Genomic DNA, 16,577 nt, shown 5'->3' on the forward strand with positions numbered 1-16,577 from the left:
ATTAAAAAAATGAAAAAAATATTTTATTCTATAGCAATACTTTCATTGTTATTTACAGGGTGTGAAAACCCAATGGAAGACATTTATGAAGAAATAGATGCCAACCCAACAGCAATTGTAGGAGACGTAACTTATACGGTTACTGATGAAGATTATGAAGCTTTCGAATTAACTTATGGAAGCTTTAACTCAGAAGATGAAGCAAAAGAATTATTACCAGATTTTTTAGCAGAAAAATACCCAGTTTGGGGAAAAGGTTCCTCTGCATTAGTTGAGTATAAATTATACATAGGTAATGCTGAAGGTATTAGCGATTATACATATTCTGATGAATACTCTTTAGAACTTACAGATTATCCATCATTTACAACAGACAATGCAGTAGCTTTTTATGAAAGCGAAAATGCTGGAGATTTTATACCTACTACTTTAGAAGATAACTTTACAACTGCTGAAGAAGGAGATGTTGTATTAGCTAAATATAGCCAATATGTTGGTGAAACTGTAATTGGAATTACAGAATTCTATACTGCAGATTTTGCAGGTGAAAAATCTTTGTTAGATTATGAAGCTGTTAGTGTTAGTGGAGATCAAACATGGGTGGCTACTCAATATGGGATAGAAGTAACAGGTTATGATAGTGGAGAACGATATGAAAATGAAGATTGGTTAATTTCAACAGGTATTGATTTATCTAGTTTCCCAAATTCAACTTTGCAAGTTAATCAAACTTTTAATTATGGAGATCCTTCAGGGTTTAGTGTTTTAATCTCAACGGATTATACAGACAATATTTCAACGGCAACTTGGGATGTTATTGATTTAGTTAACGTGCCAGACGGAAGTACTTGGGATGATATAGTATCTGAAGAGTATAGTTTAGCTGCATATAATGGAGAAACTATCAATATTGCATTTAAATATACATCTACAGGTTCTGAAACTGAAACAGGTACTTATCAATTAAATTATGTTTCTTTAAAAGCTTCAGGTGTAGAAGGAAAAATAGAAAGTGTATCAGAATTCTATACCTTTGATGGTTCTTCTTGGGAATTATCTGAAGGTGTTTACTATTTAAGCGATGCTGATTTTGATTCTATGGGAGAAGGTGACGATCAACCAGGTGAATACAATAACTTTGGTAGTTCTATTTCTCCAGATGATTATTTACCAACTTTCTTAGGTATCAAATACCCTTATGCTAAAGAAGGTGATGTTTTAGATGTAATTTATAAGTATTACTCAAGTTCATCAGGTGCTCAATTAAGAGGTAATCTTTATACCTATACTTCTGGTGTTTGGACAGGTTATGAATCTACAATAGTAACTACTTTACAATTAGGTCATGATGGTACAACTTGGGTGCCAGATAATACTATTAAATATGAGTTAACAGGTGCAGATTATACGCTAATTGCAGACACTTATAGAGATGTTGCAGGTTATTCTAGTGCTGTCGGTAACTTAGAAAACTATGGTAATATCAGTACATTTAATTGGGATGATGATCAAATTGATGCAGCTATTAACACGGTTATAGAAGCACGTTACCCAGGTTTAGCAGAAGATCAAAAATTTGCGATAACTATTTATGTATATGATGGTTCTTCTCATAACATTACAATCAATTATATTTTAAAAGATGGTGTTTACGTAAGAAACGACTAATTCTTTAATTATAAATATTTTAAAACCACCTCATCAGAGGTGGTTTTTTTATACATAAAATTGTAACTTTACGGCATCAAACGATACTTATTATGATGAAAAATGTTCACTCTTATTGGGCTTATTTAGTGTTACTTATTTTAATTTTTGCGGTTGTAAACGCAATAATTGGTTTAGTACAAAAAAAACAATTTACAGATAAAGATTTACGAATTGGGTTATTTGGCTTAATTGTTTCTCATATTCAATTACTAATAGGTTTAGGTTGGTATTTTATGTCTCCTTGGTATATCGCTTTAAAAGATAATGCAAGTGAGGTTATGGCAGACAAAGCAGTAAGATTACTAGCTGTAGAACACCCTATAATGATGATTATTGCAATTGTTTTAATTACTATTGGTTGGTCTAAACACAAGAAAAAAACAGAAGATTCTGCAAAATTTAAAACATTTGCCATTTTTTATGGTTTGGCATTATTACTAATCCTTTCAAGAATTCCTTGGAGTAACTGGATATAATTAATGAAAATTTTAAGTTATTTTCTATCATCAATATTTGCTGCAGTATTCTTTTTACTATTGCTTATTTTTCATCCTATACAATGGTTAGGTTTAAAATTAGGTGGATCTAATGGCCATCAAAGTGTAGTAGATATTATGAACTGGTTTTTAGTAAAAAGTTTACTAATATTAGGAGTGCCAGTAAAAATTAAGAATGATTATGATATACCTGTTGGTAAAACCATCATTTTTGTATCTAATCATCAAAGTATGTTTGATATTTCGCCAATAATTTGGTATTTTAGAAAACATATTCCAAAATTTGTATCAAAAAAGGAACTAAGCAAAGGCATACCAAGTATTTCATTTAATTTAAGAAATGGTGGTGCAGCGTTAATTGATAGAAAAGATCCGAAACAAGCGATTACAGAATTGATTAATTTTTCAAAAAAAATCAATAAAAATAAATGGTCTGCAACAATTTTTCCAGAAGGTACAAGAAGTAAAACAGGCAAGCCTAAAAAGTTTGCACCAAATGGCTTAAATATACTTACAAAGTATAACAAAGAAGGCTATGTTGTACCATTAACAATTAATAATTCTTGGAAAGTTTTTAAGTACGGAAAATTTCCATTAGGTATAGGAAGCCCGATTATAATTACAGTGCACGAGCCTATAAAAATAGATGCAATGCCATTTAAAGAATTATTAGAAAAAACTGAAGCTGTTATTACAGCTCATATAAAATAAAATTATGTCTATAAAAAACGTAAGAAAAGAAGTGATGCTAACTTTAGAACAAAAGATGCAGAGCTTTATGGAAACCTATTTAATACCTGCCGAAAAAATTTGGCAGCCTACAGATTTTTTACCTAATTCTCAGAGCGATTCTTTTATAACAGAAGTAGAAGAAATTAGAGAAATATCTAAAGAATTACATGACGATTTTTGGGTAGTTTTAGTAGGTGATACTATTACAGAAGAAGCGTTGCCAACCTACGAATCTTGGTTATTAGATTTAGATGGCGTTTGTCAAGACCCAGATAATAGCTGGGCAAAATGGGTTAGAACTTGGACCGCAGAAGAAAACAGACATGGAGATGTTTTAAATAAATATCTGTATTTATCAGGACGTGTAAATATGCGCGAAGTAGAAATTTCTACACAGCATTTAATTGCAGATGGTTTTGATATTGGTACATCTACAGATCCATATAAAAACTTTGTGTACACTACATTTCAAGAATTAGCAACCTATGTTTCTCACAACAATGTAGCTAAAATTGCACGTAAAAAAGGACACAAAGCATTGGCTAAAATGTCCAAAATTATTGCTGGAGACGAAATGCGTCATCACCAAGCCTATGCACATTTTGTAAAAGAAATTTTTCAAATAGATGCCAGTGAAATGATGTTGGCTTTTCAGCACATGATGAAACATAAAATTGTGATGCCAGCAATGCATTTAAGAGAATCTTTTGGCGAAAAAGGAAGTTTATTCGACGATTTCTCTACAGTTGCACAAAGAATTGGTGTTTACACAGGTTTCGATTATGTAGATATTTTAAAGAAATTGAACACAATGTGGGAGATTGATAAAATAACAAACCTAACACCAGAAGCAGAAAAAGCACGCGACTATTTAATGAAGCTTCCAGACAGAATGTACAGAATTACAGAAAGAATAAAAGTGCCAGACACAGATTTTCAGTTTAAATGGATGTTACAACCTAGTTAGTTTTAGAAGCTATTTCCTGCTTTCCACTATATCTTTTTTGTGAAAAACAAAAAAGGATGTCGTTCTAATCAGGGCTAAGCTTGTTTGCTAATTTTAATTAGTTTCAGAAAACAATATTTATTTTTTTAGTTTGTATTAGAATTAAAAAACAAAAATTTAAAGACCCTTCAGGTTTTCAAAACCTGAAGGGTCTATTTTTTATAAAATATTTAAGTTATTCTATTACTTAGAGAAGAATATTAAAATCATCTTTATCATTCAAAAAGCCCAATTGTTTTCTAACTTTTTGTTGACTGTTTTTTATTAAAGTAGCTTCAATAATTCCGATTTCATTTTTAGGTAAATTCGAAATTTCATCACCTAAATAATCAACTATAACAGAACCTCCAGAATAGGCATAATTATTGGCATCTGTACCTGTTCTATTTACGCCAATAGTATAACTCATATTTTCTATTGCACGTGCTTTTAAAAGCGTATCCCAAGCTTTTATTCTTTTAATTGGCCAATTTGCCATATAAATTAAAAGATCGTAATTTTCTGTGTTTCTTGTCCAAACAGGAAAACGCAAATCGTAACAAATTAAAGGGCAAATCTTCCATCCTTTATAGTCTACAATTAACTTTTTATTTCCAGAAGTGTATTCTTTATCTTCACCAGCCAAAGAAAAAGAATGTCTCTTATCATACGTTTCTATTTTACCAGAATCATGTACAAAAACTAAACGATTGTAATAATTTAAATCATCTTCAATTACCAGACTTCCAGTAATTGCTATATCATTTTCTTTTGCCATTTTTATTATCCAAGAAACAGCAATTCCATTCATTTTTTCAGCTACATTTTTGGGTTTCATTGTAAAACCTGTGCTAAACATTTCTGGCAAAACCACTAAATCTGTATTTTTAGATAAACTTTTAATTTTTTCTTCAAAAAAGGCAAGATTTTTAGCAGGTTTTTCCCAAACCAAATCCGCTTGAATACCTACAACTCGTAATTCGTTTTTCATCAAAATAAAATTAAAGATTAAAGAGGTATAAATGTAAGTTTTTGTAATTTAGAAAACCAAAAATTAACGATGCAATCTTTTATTTCAGAAACTTTAGATGATATTTTACAAACCACAAAATCATTTGAAAATGTGATTTTTATACTGCCTTCGCAAAGAGCAAAGGTTTTTGTAAAGCAAGAGTTTAAAGATAAAATTAGTATTGGGTTTTTACCAGAAATGCTAAATATAGAGCAATTTATTCAGCGAATTTCTGGAGTACAAAAAGCAGAAAGCATTCAGCTTTTGTTTCATTTTTACGGAATTTATAAAAGCATAGAAAAAAATCCAGATTCTTTTGATGTTTTTTCTTCTTGGGCAATAACAGTGTTACAAGATTTTAATGAAATTGATCAACATTTGGTAAATACCAAAGACATTTTTATTTATTTAAGAGATATAGAGCGATTAAGAAAATGGTCTGTAAAAGGTACTTTTAAAGAAACTGAATTAATTAAAGATCATAATTCGTTTTTAGAAAAACTAAATAATTATTACGATGCTTTTTATCAATTTTTATTGAATAAAAACATTGGTTATCAGGGTTTAATGTATAAAGAAGCTTCTAAAAAAGTAGATATTTTTTTAGATGAAAATACTAATAAAAAGTTCTTTTTTATTGGTTTTAATGCGTTAAACAACGCAGAAGAATTATTGTTTCAAAAAACTTTAGAAAGAGGTAATGCCGAAATTTATTGGGATGTTGATGAGGCATTTTACAACTCAAATCATCAAGCAGGTAAATTTATAAGAAGGTATAAAAGCGAATGGAAATATTACGAAAAACATCAATTGAAATCATTATCAAATACGTTTACCCAACCCAAAAAGATTGAAGTAATTGGTGCTGCAAAAAATACAACTCAAATAAAATATATTGGCGAAGTTTTAGAGAAATCTACTAATTTTAAAAATACAGCTTTAGTTTTAGCAGACGAAACTTTGTTGCCAATTACTTTAAATTCTTTGCCTAATAACATCAATGCAATTAATATAACAATGGGTTATCCTTTAAAAGATGTGCCTACTACAAGTTTGTTATTTGCAGTTTTTCAATTGTATATTTCTCAAGAAAAATTACAGAAAAACATTGTTAATGAGTTTTATTATAAAGATGTTATTCGCTTTTTAAAGCATCAAAATATTTATGGTTTATTAGATAATATTGATGTTTTTACAACTCAGATTGCTAAAGAAAATCAGATGTTTATATCAGAAGGTCTTATTCAAGAATTTATAAAAGAAGAAAAAGAGGAAATTAAAACAGTAATCTTAAATTTCTTTAAACCTTTTAGTTCTGTAGCTGTTTTTATCGATTATATTTTAGACTTAATTAATCTTTTAAAAGAAGAAGTAAACACATTAGAAAAAGAATATTTATTCCGTTTTTATACCGCTTTTACACAATTAAAAACATTGCAGAATGAGTTTGAATATTTTACAGATTTAAAAACTTTAGCACAGTTTTTTAGACAATTAATTGGTTCTGAAAGTTTGTCTTTTCAAGGTGAACCTTTAAAAGGCTTACAATTAATGGGTATGTTAGAAACGCGTGTTTTAGATTTTGAAAACATTATTTTAGCTTCTGCAAACGAAGGTGTTTTGCCTGCCAGTAGCCAACTAAATTCTTTTATTCCTTTTGATGTAAAAGTTGAATTCGGTTTGCCAACTTACAGAGAAAAAGATGCTATTTTTTCTTATCACTTTTTTAGATTATTACAAAGAGCAAAAAACGTTTATATTTTATATAATACAGAACACGATGTTTTTGGAAGTGGAGAAAAAAGCCGATTTGTAACGCAATTAGAAATGATGAGAACAGATATTGTGCAGAAATTAGTATCGCCAAAAATCGTTTCTCAAAAAGTAGAATTAAAAGAAATTGAAAAAAATGATTTGGTTTTTGATCGATTAAAAGAGTTAGCAAAACAAGGTTTTTCTCCATCATCATTAACTAATTATTTGCACAATCCTGTTTCTTTTTATAAACAGAAAATTTTAAGAATAAAAGAATTCGATGATGTAGAAGAAACAGTTGCTTACAATACTTTGGGTACTGTTGTTCACGAAACTTTAGATGAGTTGTATAAACCATTTATGGGTAAATTTTTAAAGTTTGATGATGTTGTAACAATGGAAAAATCTGCCAAAGATTTGGTGGTAAAACATTTTAAAATCTATTTTAAAAATGGAGATATTTCTACTGGTAAAAACCGTTTAATTTTTGAAGTTGCCAATCGTTTTGTGGTTAATTTTTTAGCATCAGAAAAAAGAATTTTAAAGGATGAAAATAATCAACTGAAAATTATTGCTACAGAAGAAAATTTATCTGCAGAAATAGAAATTAACGGAATTGATTTCTCCATAAAATTGCACGGAAATGTAGATAGAGTAGATGAATTAAATGGAGAAATTAGAATTATTGACTACAAATCTGGAATGGTGAAATCTTCTGAATTAAAAGTTTTAGATTTTGAAGAATTAAGAGCTAAAGAACAATACAAAGCCATTCAGGTTTTATTGTATGGTTATTTATTTACGAAAAGTAAAAAGTTCGATTTTTCTAAGAATTTAAAAGCTGGAATTTATTCTTTTAAGAACCTAAACTCAGGTTTTTTAACTATCAATTTTTCATCAAACTATAGAAATCCTGATACCAATATTACCGAAGAAAAATTAGATGAATTTATAGAGCAATTAAAAAGCTACATTTTAGAGATTTACAATCCAGAAGTCGATTTTATAGAACCTGCTGATTTGAAATATTAGGTTTTATGTAATTTCAACAGAAATAAATTGAGTTGAAAAATCTTTAAAATTATTTTTTATCTTTATAAAATGGAGCACAAACACGACCAAATTAAAATTGAATATTCAATAACAGACAAAGAACCTAACAGTGTTAGAATAATGTGTGTTTTCCTTATTTTAATTTTTGCTTTAGTTCCTTTAGCAGAAATAGTTGTAGGTTTAGAATATCACTCAATAGAGAGTTATCCATCTTATTTTTGTGCAATGGATTTTTCTTCTGAACCTTTATCTTTTAAAGAAATAAGATAAACTACTTTCCTTTTAAAATCAACAAAGGTAAACTTGTATGAAACTCTTGTTTAAGTACAGTGTTCTTTTCCCAAAGTTTCTTAAAAAAACCACGTTTACGTCTAAAAACACATAACATATCTGGGTTGTGTGTCTGAAAATGTTCTAAAACACCTTGAAACGTAGTCGCATTTTCGGTTACAGTTAAAGTACCTTGTAGTTTTTCTAAATCTTTATTTATTATTAAGTCTTCTTCAGAATAACTAGGTGTTTTTACTAAAAGTAAATTTACAGTTGTTTCAAATTTATCAACAATAAATTCTAAAGGTTTTAAAGCGGTTTTACTTTTTACATTTCCAGATTTAAAAGCCATTAAAATACTTTTAACCGGTTTGTATTTGTAGTTTTCTGGTACTGTTAAAATAGTAATGTCTGTTTGTTTTACTAAGCTACCAGCAGTTTTTCCTAAAAAAACTTCTTCTTTAATAGAGTTACTTTTAGCACCAACAATAATTAAATCTATACCTAATTCTTCGTCAATTGCCAAAACACTATCAACAACAGTACCTTTAGCAGAAATTAAATTTACATCTACTTCTTTTTTATCTACAGATTTAACAATAGTTCGTAAATATAAATTTGTTTCACGTTCAATTATCCTATTAACATTTATCATTGTTCCTGCTTTAGATTGAGCGCTGTAAGCTCTAAAAACAAAAACTTTAGCATTAATTTCATCAGCAAAATCAATAGCATATTGTAATGTTTTTTGTGCACTTTCTGTAGATCCAATAGGTACTAAAATATGTTTCATAATAGGTTTAATTTAGGTTGCAAAGTTACTATTTTTTAATAAAGTAAAAATTGTTCTGCTTCTTAAGATACTTACCTTTGTAAAAAAAGAAGATTCATTGAAAAATGACATTAGTTTTAAGCATATTAATAAATTAGCAATACCTGCTTTAATTGCTGGTATTGCAGAACCTTTGTTATCTATAACAGACACAGCAATTATTGGTAATATAAACGAAAATGCAACAGAAAGTTTGGCTGCAGTTGGTATTGTTGGTGCATTTATTTCTATGTTAATTTGGGTTTTTGGGCAAATAAGAAGTGCAATTTCTTCTATTGTTTCTCAATATGTGGGTGCAAATAAAATAGACGAAATTAAATCTTTACCAGCACAAGCTATTGCAATTGTTGTTGGTGGTAGTTTTTTAGTTTTGGCAATTTCTTATCCGTTTGCAAAACAGATTTTTCAATTTTATAATGCATCTGGTAGTGTTTTAGAATACTGTATTACCTATTTTAAAATTAGGATTTTTGGTTTTCCGTTTTCACTTTTTGTTTTTGCTATTTTTGGAGTTTTCAGAGGTTTGCAAAATACTTATTATCCAATGATAATTGCTATAATTGGAGCTTTATTAAACATTGTTTTAGATTATATTTTTGTTTACGGAGTTGATGGTTATATACCAGCAATGCATATAGAAGGTGCTGCTTATGCAAGTGTAATTGCGCAATTTACAATGGCAATAATTGCTTTATTTCTATTGATAAAAAAAACAGATATCTCACTAAAAATAAGTTTTCCATTTCATCCAGAAATACCAAAATTATTGGGTATGATTGGCAATCTATTTATTAGAACTATTGCTTTAAATACAGCTTTATATTTTGCTACTTCTTATGCTACAGATTACGGAGCAGCTTATATTGCTGCCTATACAATTTGTTTAAATATTTGGTTGTTAGGTGCATTTATGGTTGATGGTTACTCTAGTGCAGGTAATATTTTGGCTGGTAAATTATTAGGTGCAAAAGACTATAAAAAGCTAATAATTTTAAGTAATAAATTAACCAAATATGGTTTATTTACAGGTGTTGTAATTGCAGCTGTTGGCTTTCTTTTTTACAATGCAATTGGCACAGTTTTTACAAAAGAAACTTTGGTTTTAGAAAAATTTTATCAAGTATTTTGGATTGTTATCATCACGCAACCTATAAATGCGATTACTTTTATTTTTGATGGTATGTTTAAAGGTATGGGTTTTATGAAATATTTGCGTAATGTTTTAATTCTATCTACAGGATTAGTTTTTATACCAACTTTATTGTTTTTTGATTGGCTAGATTACAAATTAACTGCCATTTGGATTGCTTTTACACTTTGGATTTTAGCCAGAGGAATTCCATTAATTATGAAGTTTAGAAATCAGTTTTTGCCACTTACTAATTCTTAGTATCTCTTTTGTAGACGCTTTATTATTTACTTATCTTGTAAATCTTAAATCACCTAAAAAATGAAATTAAAAAATATATTTTTTATTAGCTGTTTTGGAATACTTATTGTTGCTTGTACAAAAGAAAAATCTTTACAAGAATATATGACAGATTCTTGGCAAACTACGTATTTAAAAATAGAAATGCCAACGTATGAAAAATCTGATTCTTTAGAGGTTTATGAAGATAAATTTGATAATAATCCTGAGTTAATTGCACAATCTAAATACAATGCAGATGGTACTTTTAATGCTTGGTTTATCAATAATAAAAATGAAAGAATTTCTGATTCTGATGGAAAATGGAGTGTAGAAAATGATTCTCTTTTTGTAGAATTCTTTTATGATGGTAGAAATATGAAAGTAAGTTATCATATTACAAAAACTAACGAAGGTTTTATTGGTAAAAGTATTTTTGATTGGGATAATGATGGCAATTTTGACGACTTTTTAACTATGAAAACAAAACGTATAAAAACAGATTAAAATTTGTTCAACTTTAAAAAAATATCCTTAAGAATACGCATCTTTTTATCTATGATTGTGTTGGTGATTTTAGCATCAATATTAATCTTAGTAGTTACTGTTTATCAATATGATGAGCAAACTAAAGATTATAATATTCAGCGTTTTGAGCGTAAAGAAGCTACCACTCGATTAACGATAGAGTTAGAGCTTAATATTAAAACAACCTATCCTGTAAAATCAGAAAATTTATCAAAAATCTTTCAAGAACGTATTTACGAAATATCATCAATCAATAAATTAAATATTTCAATTTTCGATTTGCATGGTAATTTACTAGTATCATCAAAAACAAATGCTTTCGAATCTACAGAAATAGAACCTTTACCTTATGATATTTTAAATGATTTGGCTCAAAATTCGAATCATAGAATTTTAATTCCGGTTGTAAAAAATGGTATGGGTTACCAAACTTCATATACGTATATAAACGATCCTAAATTTAAACGAATTGGTATTTTAGAATTGCAGTTTACACAAGACAATTCAGAAGTAGAACACGAGTTAAAAGAATTTATTTCTAGATTAGGTTTAGTGTATTTATTAATGCTGTTTATTGCAATTGCAATGGCATATTTTTTATCGAGTTATATTACAAGATCTATAAAAACAATTTCTGATAAAATGCAGCAAACAAGAATTAACGAGCGTAATGAAAAAATTATGCTAAATTCTGCAAGTTCTGAAATCGAAATTCTGGTTGAAGCCTACAATAGTATGATAGATCAGCTAGAAGAAAGTGCTGTGAAATTGGCGAAAAGCGAACGTGAACAAGCTTGGCGAGAAATGGCAAAACAAGTGGCGCATGAAATTAAAAACCCTTTAACACCAATGCGTTTAACAGTACAAAGTTTTGAACGTAAATTTAATCCTGAAGATGAAAAAATTAAAGAAAAATTGGCAGAATACAGTCAAACTTTAATTCAGCAAATAGATGTTATGAGTTCTATTGCTTCTGCTTTTTCTGATTTTGCAAAAATGCCAACCCAGAAAAGAGAAAAAATAGATGTAATTAGTGTAGTAAAATTAGCGTTAGATATTTTTAATGAAGATTTTATTTCTTACAATACAGAGTCTGCAGAACTATTTGCAACTTTAGATAAAACACAATTGATTAGAATTGTAACCAATCTGGTAAAAAATGCATTACAAGCAACAGAAAAAGAAGAAAATCCTGTAATTGATGTAAAAGTTGTATCAGAAAAAAATAATATAAAAATTACAGTTTCTGATAATGGAAAAGGAATACCTACAGAAGTAAAAGATTTAATTTTTGAACCAAAATTTACCACAAAATCTAGTGGAATGGGCTTAGGTTTACCAATGATAAAAAACATTATAGAAGCTTATGATGGTATGATAACTTTTAACTCAAAAGAAGGTGTAGGTACTGTTTTTACTGTAATTTTACCAAAAGAATAGAACACTATTATTCTTGTTTTATGCTGATATTTTATCAGTAAAAAACAAGAAATTAAAATCATAAAAAATGAAGTTTAATAACATATTAGTAGAAAAAAGTGCTGCTTTAGCACAAATTACCATTAACAGACCTAAAAAATTAAATGCATTAAATAAAGAAACCATTGCAGAATTAAGTGATGCTTTTAAAATTTTAGAAGAAGACGATGCTGTTAAAGTAATTATTTTAACAGGTTCTGGAGAAAAAGCTTTTGTTGCAGGTGCAGATATTTCTGAATTTGCTGATTTTTCTATTGAAGAAGGGCAAACTTTGGCTAAAAAAGGTCATGAAATACTTTTTGACTTAGTAGAAAATTTATCTACTCCTGTAATTGCAGCCGTAAATGGTTTTGCTTTAGGTGGTGGTTTAGAATTGGCAATGTCTTGCCATTTTAGAATTGCATCTACTAACGCAAAAATGGGATTACCAGAAGTTTCTTTAGGTGTAATACCTGGTTATGGAGGTACACAACGTTTGCCTCAATTGGTAGGTAAAGGTAAAGCTATGGAAATGATTATGACTGCTGGAATGATTTCTGCCGATGAAGCTAAAAGCGTTGGTTTAGTAAATCACGTAACAGAACAGGAAGAGTTATTGCCTTTAGCAGAGAAATTAGCAAGTAAAATTATGCGTAATTCATCTGTAGCTATTGCTACTGCAATAAAAGCTGTAAATGCTGGTTTTAAAGATGGTGTAGATGGTTTTGGTATAGAAATTACTGGTTTTGGAGACTGTTTTGGTACAGATGATTTTGCAGAAGGTACAACTGCATTCTTAGAAAAAAGAAGACCAGATTTTCCTGGTAAGTAAAAATATTTATAAAATAAAAACGAGCCTATTAAGGCTCGTTTTCTTTTTAGATTTATGTTTTAAATCTAATAGGGTTAAACTTTTTTAAATTTCAAAATCATTACTAAAGCTTCTACCATTGCTACGTATAACAACAGTGTAACTTCCTTTTACATCTTCATCTAAGCTGTAAATTCTATTTAAAATAGCATCGCTTTTTACAGTTTCTGAAAAAATAACTTCATCATTGTAATAGATGTAAATTTCTGATGGTTTCTTATCGAAAGCAATTTTAGAAATCATTAACTTGTTTTCTTTGTTTCTAATTACTGGCTTAAAGATTATTTTCTTAGAATCTTCATTAAAAACCACATTATCGCCTTTAACCATAATAGATTTAATTACAATTTCGAAATCTTTTTCTAATTCTAAAGTGTAATTACCATCTTTTAATTTAGAAAAGTCAAAAAACTTTACAAGGTTTCCTGCTTTGCTAACGTTTTCGAAATGAAGAACAACTCCATTACCATCTTTTATTGTTAATTGTTGTCCTTTCTTTGTTCCTTTAAATACTACTTTTGTTTTTGTAGCATCTAATACATTTTTCAATTCTGAATTGTTTGCGTAGTTTACTAATGTTCCCAACATTAAAACTACTACTAATACTGTTCTTTTAATTGTTTTCATAATATAAATTTTTTAAGATTTATACTGCAAAGTTATGGTAGAAGTCTAGTTTATAAAACAACACAATTGGCAAATATATGTTCTATATTATCAGTTTAAAATATTTTGAATTCTTAATGGGTTAATATAGTGTATATTGTTACTAATTTTATATACTTTGTTAAAATGATAATTTCTAAGGATTTTAGTTTTTTGCACAAAAAAAACGAACCGTTTAAGGTTCGTTTTCTAGATTTATTTCTAAATCTGATAATTAACTAAAAACTATCTTTTATATTTTAAACTCGTTACTGTACCTTCTACCATTGTTTTGAATAACAACTTTGTAATCACCTTTTAGAGCTTCATCTAATTTATAAACTCTATTTAAAATTGAATCTCCTTCAACAGTTTCAGAATAGATGATTTCGTTGTTGTAATATAAAGCAACATCTAAAGGCTGTTTATCGAAAGCAATTTTAGTAATCATTAATAAATTGTCTTCATTTCTAACAACTGGTTTTAAAATCACTTTTTCAGAAGCATCATTTAAAATTACTTTTCCTTCTTCAATTTTTATTGATTTTACAATAATCTGAAAATCTTTTTCTAATTCTAAAGTATAACTACCATCTATAAGCTGAGAGAAATCGAATGTTTTAATAAGTTTACCTTCTTTAGCTACATTTTCTGTATAAAGTACAACTCCATGAACATCTTTAATAGTTAACTGTTGTCCTTTTTTAACTTCGTTAAATACTACCTTTACACTTTTAGTATTTACTACATTTTTACCATCTGCATTGTTAGCATAGTTTAATACAGTTGCTAACATAAAAACCGCTACTAATACTTTTCTTTTAATCGTCATCATAATATAATCTCTTTAAGATTTATGCTGCAAAGGTATATTAGAAGTTTAGTTCTGAAAACAACACAATTGGCAACTTTATATGTTATTTTAACTGTTTTGCAATAAGGTTAAAATATAGATGTTAATTTAGCATATATTGAGAGCAATTTTACATACTTCGTAAAAAGAGAATTTTACCATTATTTAAAATTAGGGCAAAAAAAAACGAGTCTTTTTAAGACTCGTTTTATATAGATTTAAACATAAAATCTATTAATTAACTATAAACAATATTTTACTATATTTTAAAATCGTTACTATAATTTCTACCATTATTTTTTACAACAGCTTTATAGTTTCCTTTTACTTTTTTATCTAATTTATAAACTCTGTTTAAAACTGAATCTCCTTCAATAGTTTCAGAATAAATTATTTCGTTATTATAATACAATACAACCTCTAATGGTTTTTCATCAAAAGCAAAACTTGTAATCATTAATAAATTATTTTCAGTTCTAATTACTGGCTTAAGAATAACTTTTTTAGTGTCTTCGTAAAAAACAACTTTATTGTTTTCTATCTTTAATGATTTTACAACAATTTGAAAATCTTTTTCTAATTCTAAAAAATAGTCACCATCATTTAATTGAGAGAAATCGAAAGTTTTTATTAGCTTACCTGTTTCTGCAACATTTTCAGTATAAAGTACAACACCATTCATATCTAAAATAGTTAATTGTTGTCCTTTTTTAACTTCGTTAAATACTACTTTTACTTTGCTAGCATTTAATGTGTTATCAGATTTTGTGTTGTTTGCAAAGTTTGTAAATGCTCCTAACATTAAACTTGCTACTAATATTGTTTTTTTAAGTGTATTCATTACTCTTTATCTATTCTATTTTTATATAATGATAAGATTCTAATTATTTGTTTATCATTATTTAAATAGGACACTGCAAAATTAGAGGAGAAAAGGAGTTTTAAAAACAACAGAATTGGTTAATTTCTGTGCTAAATTAACAGCTTGTGTTATGTAGTGTTAAGTAGGTGTTAATTTTGTACATAAAAATGATAATTCTATATAGGTAGTATTATTTGTATGTCGTATTTTTGCAGCATTATGCAGAAAAAACCGACATTAGAAAAAATAACCCCCAATTTTGGAAGCTCTTTATTGGTAAAGAAGCACGTAGAGTTTTTAAAGACGAATAGGCCATTTTGGCATTTTCATCCAGAAATAGAACTTGTATACGTTAATAAGGGGAAAGGGAAGAGACATATTGGTAATCATATTAGTTATTTTAACAATAGTCAATTGGTATTAATTGGTTCTAATTTACCACATATTGGTTATTTAGATCGTTTAACTACTAATGGTTCAGAAACATTAATTCAGTTTTTACCTGAATTTTTAGGTAAAGAGTTTTTTAAAATACCAGAAATGATTGCTATTGATGCACTTTTTGAACGTGCAAAAAAAGGAATTCGTTTTAATATAGAAATTAAACAAAGAATAGGTGCTAAAATAGAACGTTTGGTAGATTTAGATGGTCCACATAGAATTACATCTTTTATAGAAATTCTTCACGATTTAGCAACTACGGATGATTATACCTTATTAAATGCAAATGGTTTTGCTTTTGAAAGCTCACATCAAGATAGTAATAAGATAGAAGTAATCTACAAACATATTAATGATAATTTTAAAGATCATATAAGTTTAGACGAAGTTTCTGAGTTAGTAAGTATGACTGTGCCTGCTTTTTGTAGATACTTTAAAAAATCTACAGGAAAAACTTTTACAAAATTAGTAAATGAATATAGAGTTGTACACGCAACAAAATTATTAGCCGAAAGTAATATGAGTATTGCAGAGATTAGTTTTGAATGTGGTTTCAACAATTTTTCACACTTTAATAAATTATTTAAAGAATTTACAGGTAAAAGTGCTTCTATATATAGGAGTGAGCTAAGAGATTTAATACAATAATTAATTATTTTAAAGAA

The 16,577-nt window shown here is 28.1% G+C and carries 16 protein-coding genes; 11 read left to right on the plus strand and 5 right to left on the minus strand.

The features are described from left to right. The first annotated feature begins 9 nt into the window (after positions 1 to 9). The 4 genes from BW723_RS06480 to BW723_RS06495 all read left to right on the plus strand — a co-directional run bounded on the left by BW723_RS06480 (position 10) and on the right by BW723_RS06495 (position 3,906). A complete protein-coding gene (locus BW723_RS06480) occupies positions 10 to 1,668 on the plus strand; it encodes a choice-of-anchor J domain-containing protein (RefSeq protein WP_068357251.1) in 1,659 nt (552 codons plus the stop codon). 95 nt (positions 1,669 to 1,763) lie between these two features. Further along, the gene (locus tag BW723_RS06485; RefSeq protein ID WP_068357248.1) at positions 1,764 to 2,186 is read left to right on the plus strand and encodes a hypothetical protein; all 423 of its coding nucleotides are present in this window, start codon (positions 1,764 to 1,766) and stop codon (positions 2,184 to 2,186) included. A 3-nt stretch (positions 2,187 to 2,189) separates the two neighbouring features. Then, entirely contained in the window at positions 2,190 to 2,918 is a 729-nt protein-coding gene (locus BW723_RS06490; RefSeq protein ID WP_068357243.1) for a lysophospholipid acyltransferase family protein, read from the plus strand. A gap of 4 nt (positions 2,919 to 2,922) precedes the next feature. Continuing rightward, positions 2,923 to 3,906, plus strand: coding sequence for an acyl-ACP desaturase (locus BW723_RS06495; RefSeq protein WP_068357240.1), 984 nt, complete (start codon positions 2,923 to 2,925; stop codon positions 3,904 to 3,906). Between the two features lie 226 nt (positions 3,907 to 4,132). On the opposite strand, the gene BW723_RS06500 is transcribed toward BW723_RS06495, so the two are convergent. Beyond that, on the minus strand, positions 4,133 to 4,915 hold the full coding sequence (locus BW723_RS06500; RefSeq protein ID WP_068357237.1) for an amidohydrolase: 783 nt from the start codon (positions 4,913 to 4,915) through the stop codon (positions 4,133 to 4,135). A gap of 69 nt (positions 4,916 to 4,984) precedes the next feature. On the opposite strand from BW723_RS06500, the gene BW723_RS06505 reads away from it, so the two are divergent. Together BW723_RS06505 and BW723_RS06510 are read left to right on the plus strand one after the other, a co-directional pair. Then, a complete protein-coding gene (locus tag BW723_RS06505; protein WP_068357234.1) occupies positions 4,985 to 7,723 on the plus strand; it encodes a PD-(D/E)XK nuclease family protein in 2,739 nt (912 codons plus the stop codon). 69 nt (positions 7,724 to 7,792) lie between these two features. After that, a complete protein-coding gene (locus tag BW723_RS06510; protein WP_068357231.1) occupies positions 7,793 to 8,014 on the plus strand; it encodes a hypothetical protein in 222 nt (73 codons plus the stop codon). Position 8,015: 1 nt separating this feature from the next. Here the strand turns inward: BW723_RS06510 and BW723_RS06515 are convergent, their stop codons facing one another. Next, positions 8,016 to 8,807: a universal stress protein gene (locus BW723_RS06515; RefSeq protein ID WP_068357228.1), complete on the minus strand. Its 792-nt coding sequence runs from the start codon at positions 8,805 to 8,807 to the stop codon at positions 8,016 to 8,018. A 97-nt stretch (positions 8,808 to 8,904) separates the two neighbouring features. Here BW723_RS06515 and BW723_RS06520 point away from each other — a divergent pair, with 97 nt between their 5' ends. The 4 genes from BW723_RS06520 to BW723_RS06535 all read left to right on the plus strand — a co-directional run bounded on the left by BW723_RS06520 (position 8,905) and on the right by BW723_RS06535 (position 13,072). Then, complete coding sequence (locus BW723_RS06520; RefSeq protein ID WP_068357225.1) at positions 8,905 to 10,236, plus strand: MATE family efflux transporter; 1,332 nt, start codon at positions 8,905 to 8,907, stop codon at positions 10,234 to 10,236. Between the two features lie 60 nt (positions 10,237 to 10,296). After that, positions 10,297 to 10,761 (plus strand): hypothetical protein, encoded by a 465-nt coding sequence (locus BW723_RS06525; RefSeq protein WP_068357223.1) that lies wholly within the window; start codon positions 10,297 to 10,299, stop codon positions 10,759 to 10,761. Positions 10,762 to 10,812: 51 nt separating this feature from the next. Next, the gene (locus tag BW723_RS06530) at positions 10,813 to 12,222 is read left to right on the plus strand and encodes a sensor histidine kinase (protein ID WP_068357222.1); all 1,410 of its coding nucleotides are present in this window, start codon (positions 10,813 to 10,815) and stop codon (positions 12,220 to 12,222) included. Between the two features lie 67 nt (positions 12,223 to 12,289). Continuing rightward, positions 12,290 to 13,072: an enoyl-CoA hydratase-related protein gene (locus BW723_RS06535; protein WP_068357220.1), complete on the plus strand. Its 783-nt coding sequence runs from the start codon at positions 12,290 to 12,292 to the stop codon at positions 13,070 to 13,072. 84 nt (positions 13,073 to 13,156) lie between these two features. Here the strand turns inward: BW723_RS06535 and BW723_RS06540 are convergent, their stop codons facing one another. The 3 genes from BW723_RS06540 to BW723_RS06550 form a co-directional block, all read right to left on the minus strand. Beyond that, positions 13,157 to 13,738 (minus strand): hypothetical protein, encoded by a 582-nt coding sequence (locus BW723_RS06540; RefSeq protein ID WP_068357218.1) that lies wholly within the window; start codon positions 13,736 to 13,738, stop codon positions 13,157 to 13,159. 271 nt (positions 13,739 to 14,009) lie between these two features. Continuing rightward, complete coding sequence (locus BW723_RS06545; RefSeq protein WP_068357216.1) at positions 14,010 to 14,591, minus strand: hypothetical protein; 582 nt, start codon at positions 14,589 to 14,591, stop codon at positions 14,010 to 14,012. A gap of 277 nt (positions 14,592 to 14,868) precedes the next feature. Then, positions 14,869 to 15,450 (minus strand): hypothetical protein, encoded by a 582-nt coding sequence (locus BW723_RS06550; protein WP_068357214.1) that lies wholly within the window; start codon positions 15,448 to 15,450, stop codon positions 14,869 to 14,871. A gap of 237 nt (positions 15,451 to 15,687) precedes the next feature. Between BW723_RS06550 and BW723_RS06555 the strand changes: the two genes are divergently transcribed. Continuing rightward, positions 15,688 to 16,560 carry an AraC family transcriptional regulator gene (locus BW723_RS06555; RefSeq protein WP_068357397.1) on the plus strand — a complete coding sequence of 291 codons (873 nt, stop codon included), beginning with the start codon at positions 15,688 to 15,690 and terminating at the stop codon, positions 16,558 to 16,560. Positions 16,561 to 16,577: the final 17 nt, after the last annotated feature.

Origin of the sequence: Polaribacter reichenbachii, from assembly GCF_001975665.1 — a bacterium.
Taxonomy (GTDB): Bacteria; Bacteroidota; Bacteroidia; order Flavobacteriales; family Flavobacteriaceae; genus Polaribacter; species Polaribacter reichenbachii.

Bases quoted from the DNA above. Each gene is read 5' to 3' on its own strand.
- BW723_RS06490 (WP_068357243.1), top strand. From the start codon at position 2,190: ATGAAAATTTTAAGTTATTTTCTATCATCAATATTTGCTGCAGTATTC.
- BW723_RS06500 (WP_068357237.1), bottom strand. From the start codon at position 4,915: ATGAAAAACGAATTACGAGTTGTAGGTATTCAAGCGGATTTGGTTTGG.
- BW723_RS06485 (WP_068357248.1), top strand. From the start codon at position 1,764: ATGAAAAATGTTCACTCTTATTGGGCTTATTTAGTGTTACTTATTTTA.
- BW723_RS06550 (WP_068357214.1), bottom strand. From the start codon at position 15,450: ATGAATACACTTAAAAAAACAATATTAGTAGCAAGTTTAATGTTAGGA.
- BW723_RS06505 (WP_068357234.1), top strand. From the start codon at position 4,985: ATGCAATCTTTTATTTCAGAAACTTTAGATGATATTTTACAAACCACA.
- BW723_RS06480 (WP_068357251.1), top strand. From the start codon at position 10: ATGAAAAAAATATTTTATTCTATAGCAATACTTTCATTGTTATTTACA.
- BW723_RS06510 (WP_068357231.1), top strand. From the start codon at position 7,793: ATGGAGCACAAACACGACCAAATTAAAATTGAATATTCAATAACAGAC.
- BW723_RS06525 (WP_068357223.1), top strand. From the start codon at position 10,297: ATGAAATTAAAAAATATATTTTTTATTAGCTGTTTTGGAATACTTATT.
- BW723_RS06515 (WP_068357228.1), bottom strand. From the start codon at position 8,807: ATGAAACATATTTTAGTACCTATTGGATCTACAGAAAGTGCACAAAAA.
- BW723_RS06495 (WP_068357240.1), top strand. From the start codon at position 2,923: ATGTCTATAAAAAACGTAAGAAAAGAAGTGATGCTAACTTTAGAACAA.
- BW723_RS06540 (WP_068357218.1), bottom strand. From the start codon at position 13,738: ATGAAAACAATTAAAAGAACAGTATTAGTAGTAGTTTTAATGTTGGGA.
- BW723_RS06545 (WP_068357216.1), bottom strand. From the start codon at position 14,591: ATGATGACGATTAAAAGAAAAGTATTAGTAGCGGTTTTTATGTTAGCA.
- BW723_RS06535 (WP_068357220.1), top strand. From the start codon at position 12,290: ATGAAGTTTAATAACATATTAGTAGAAAAAAGTGCTGCTTTAGCACAA.
- BW723_RS06530 (WP_068357222.1), top strand. From the start codon at position 10,813: ATGATTGTGTTGGTGATTTTAGCATCAATATTAATCTTAGTAGTTACT.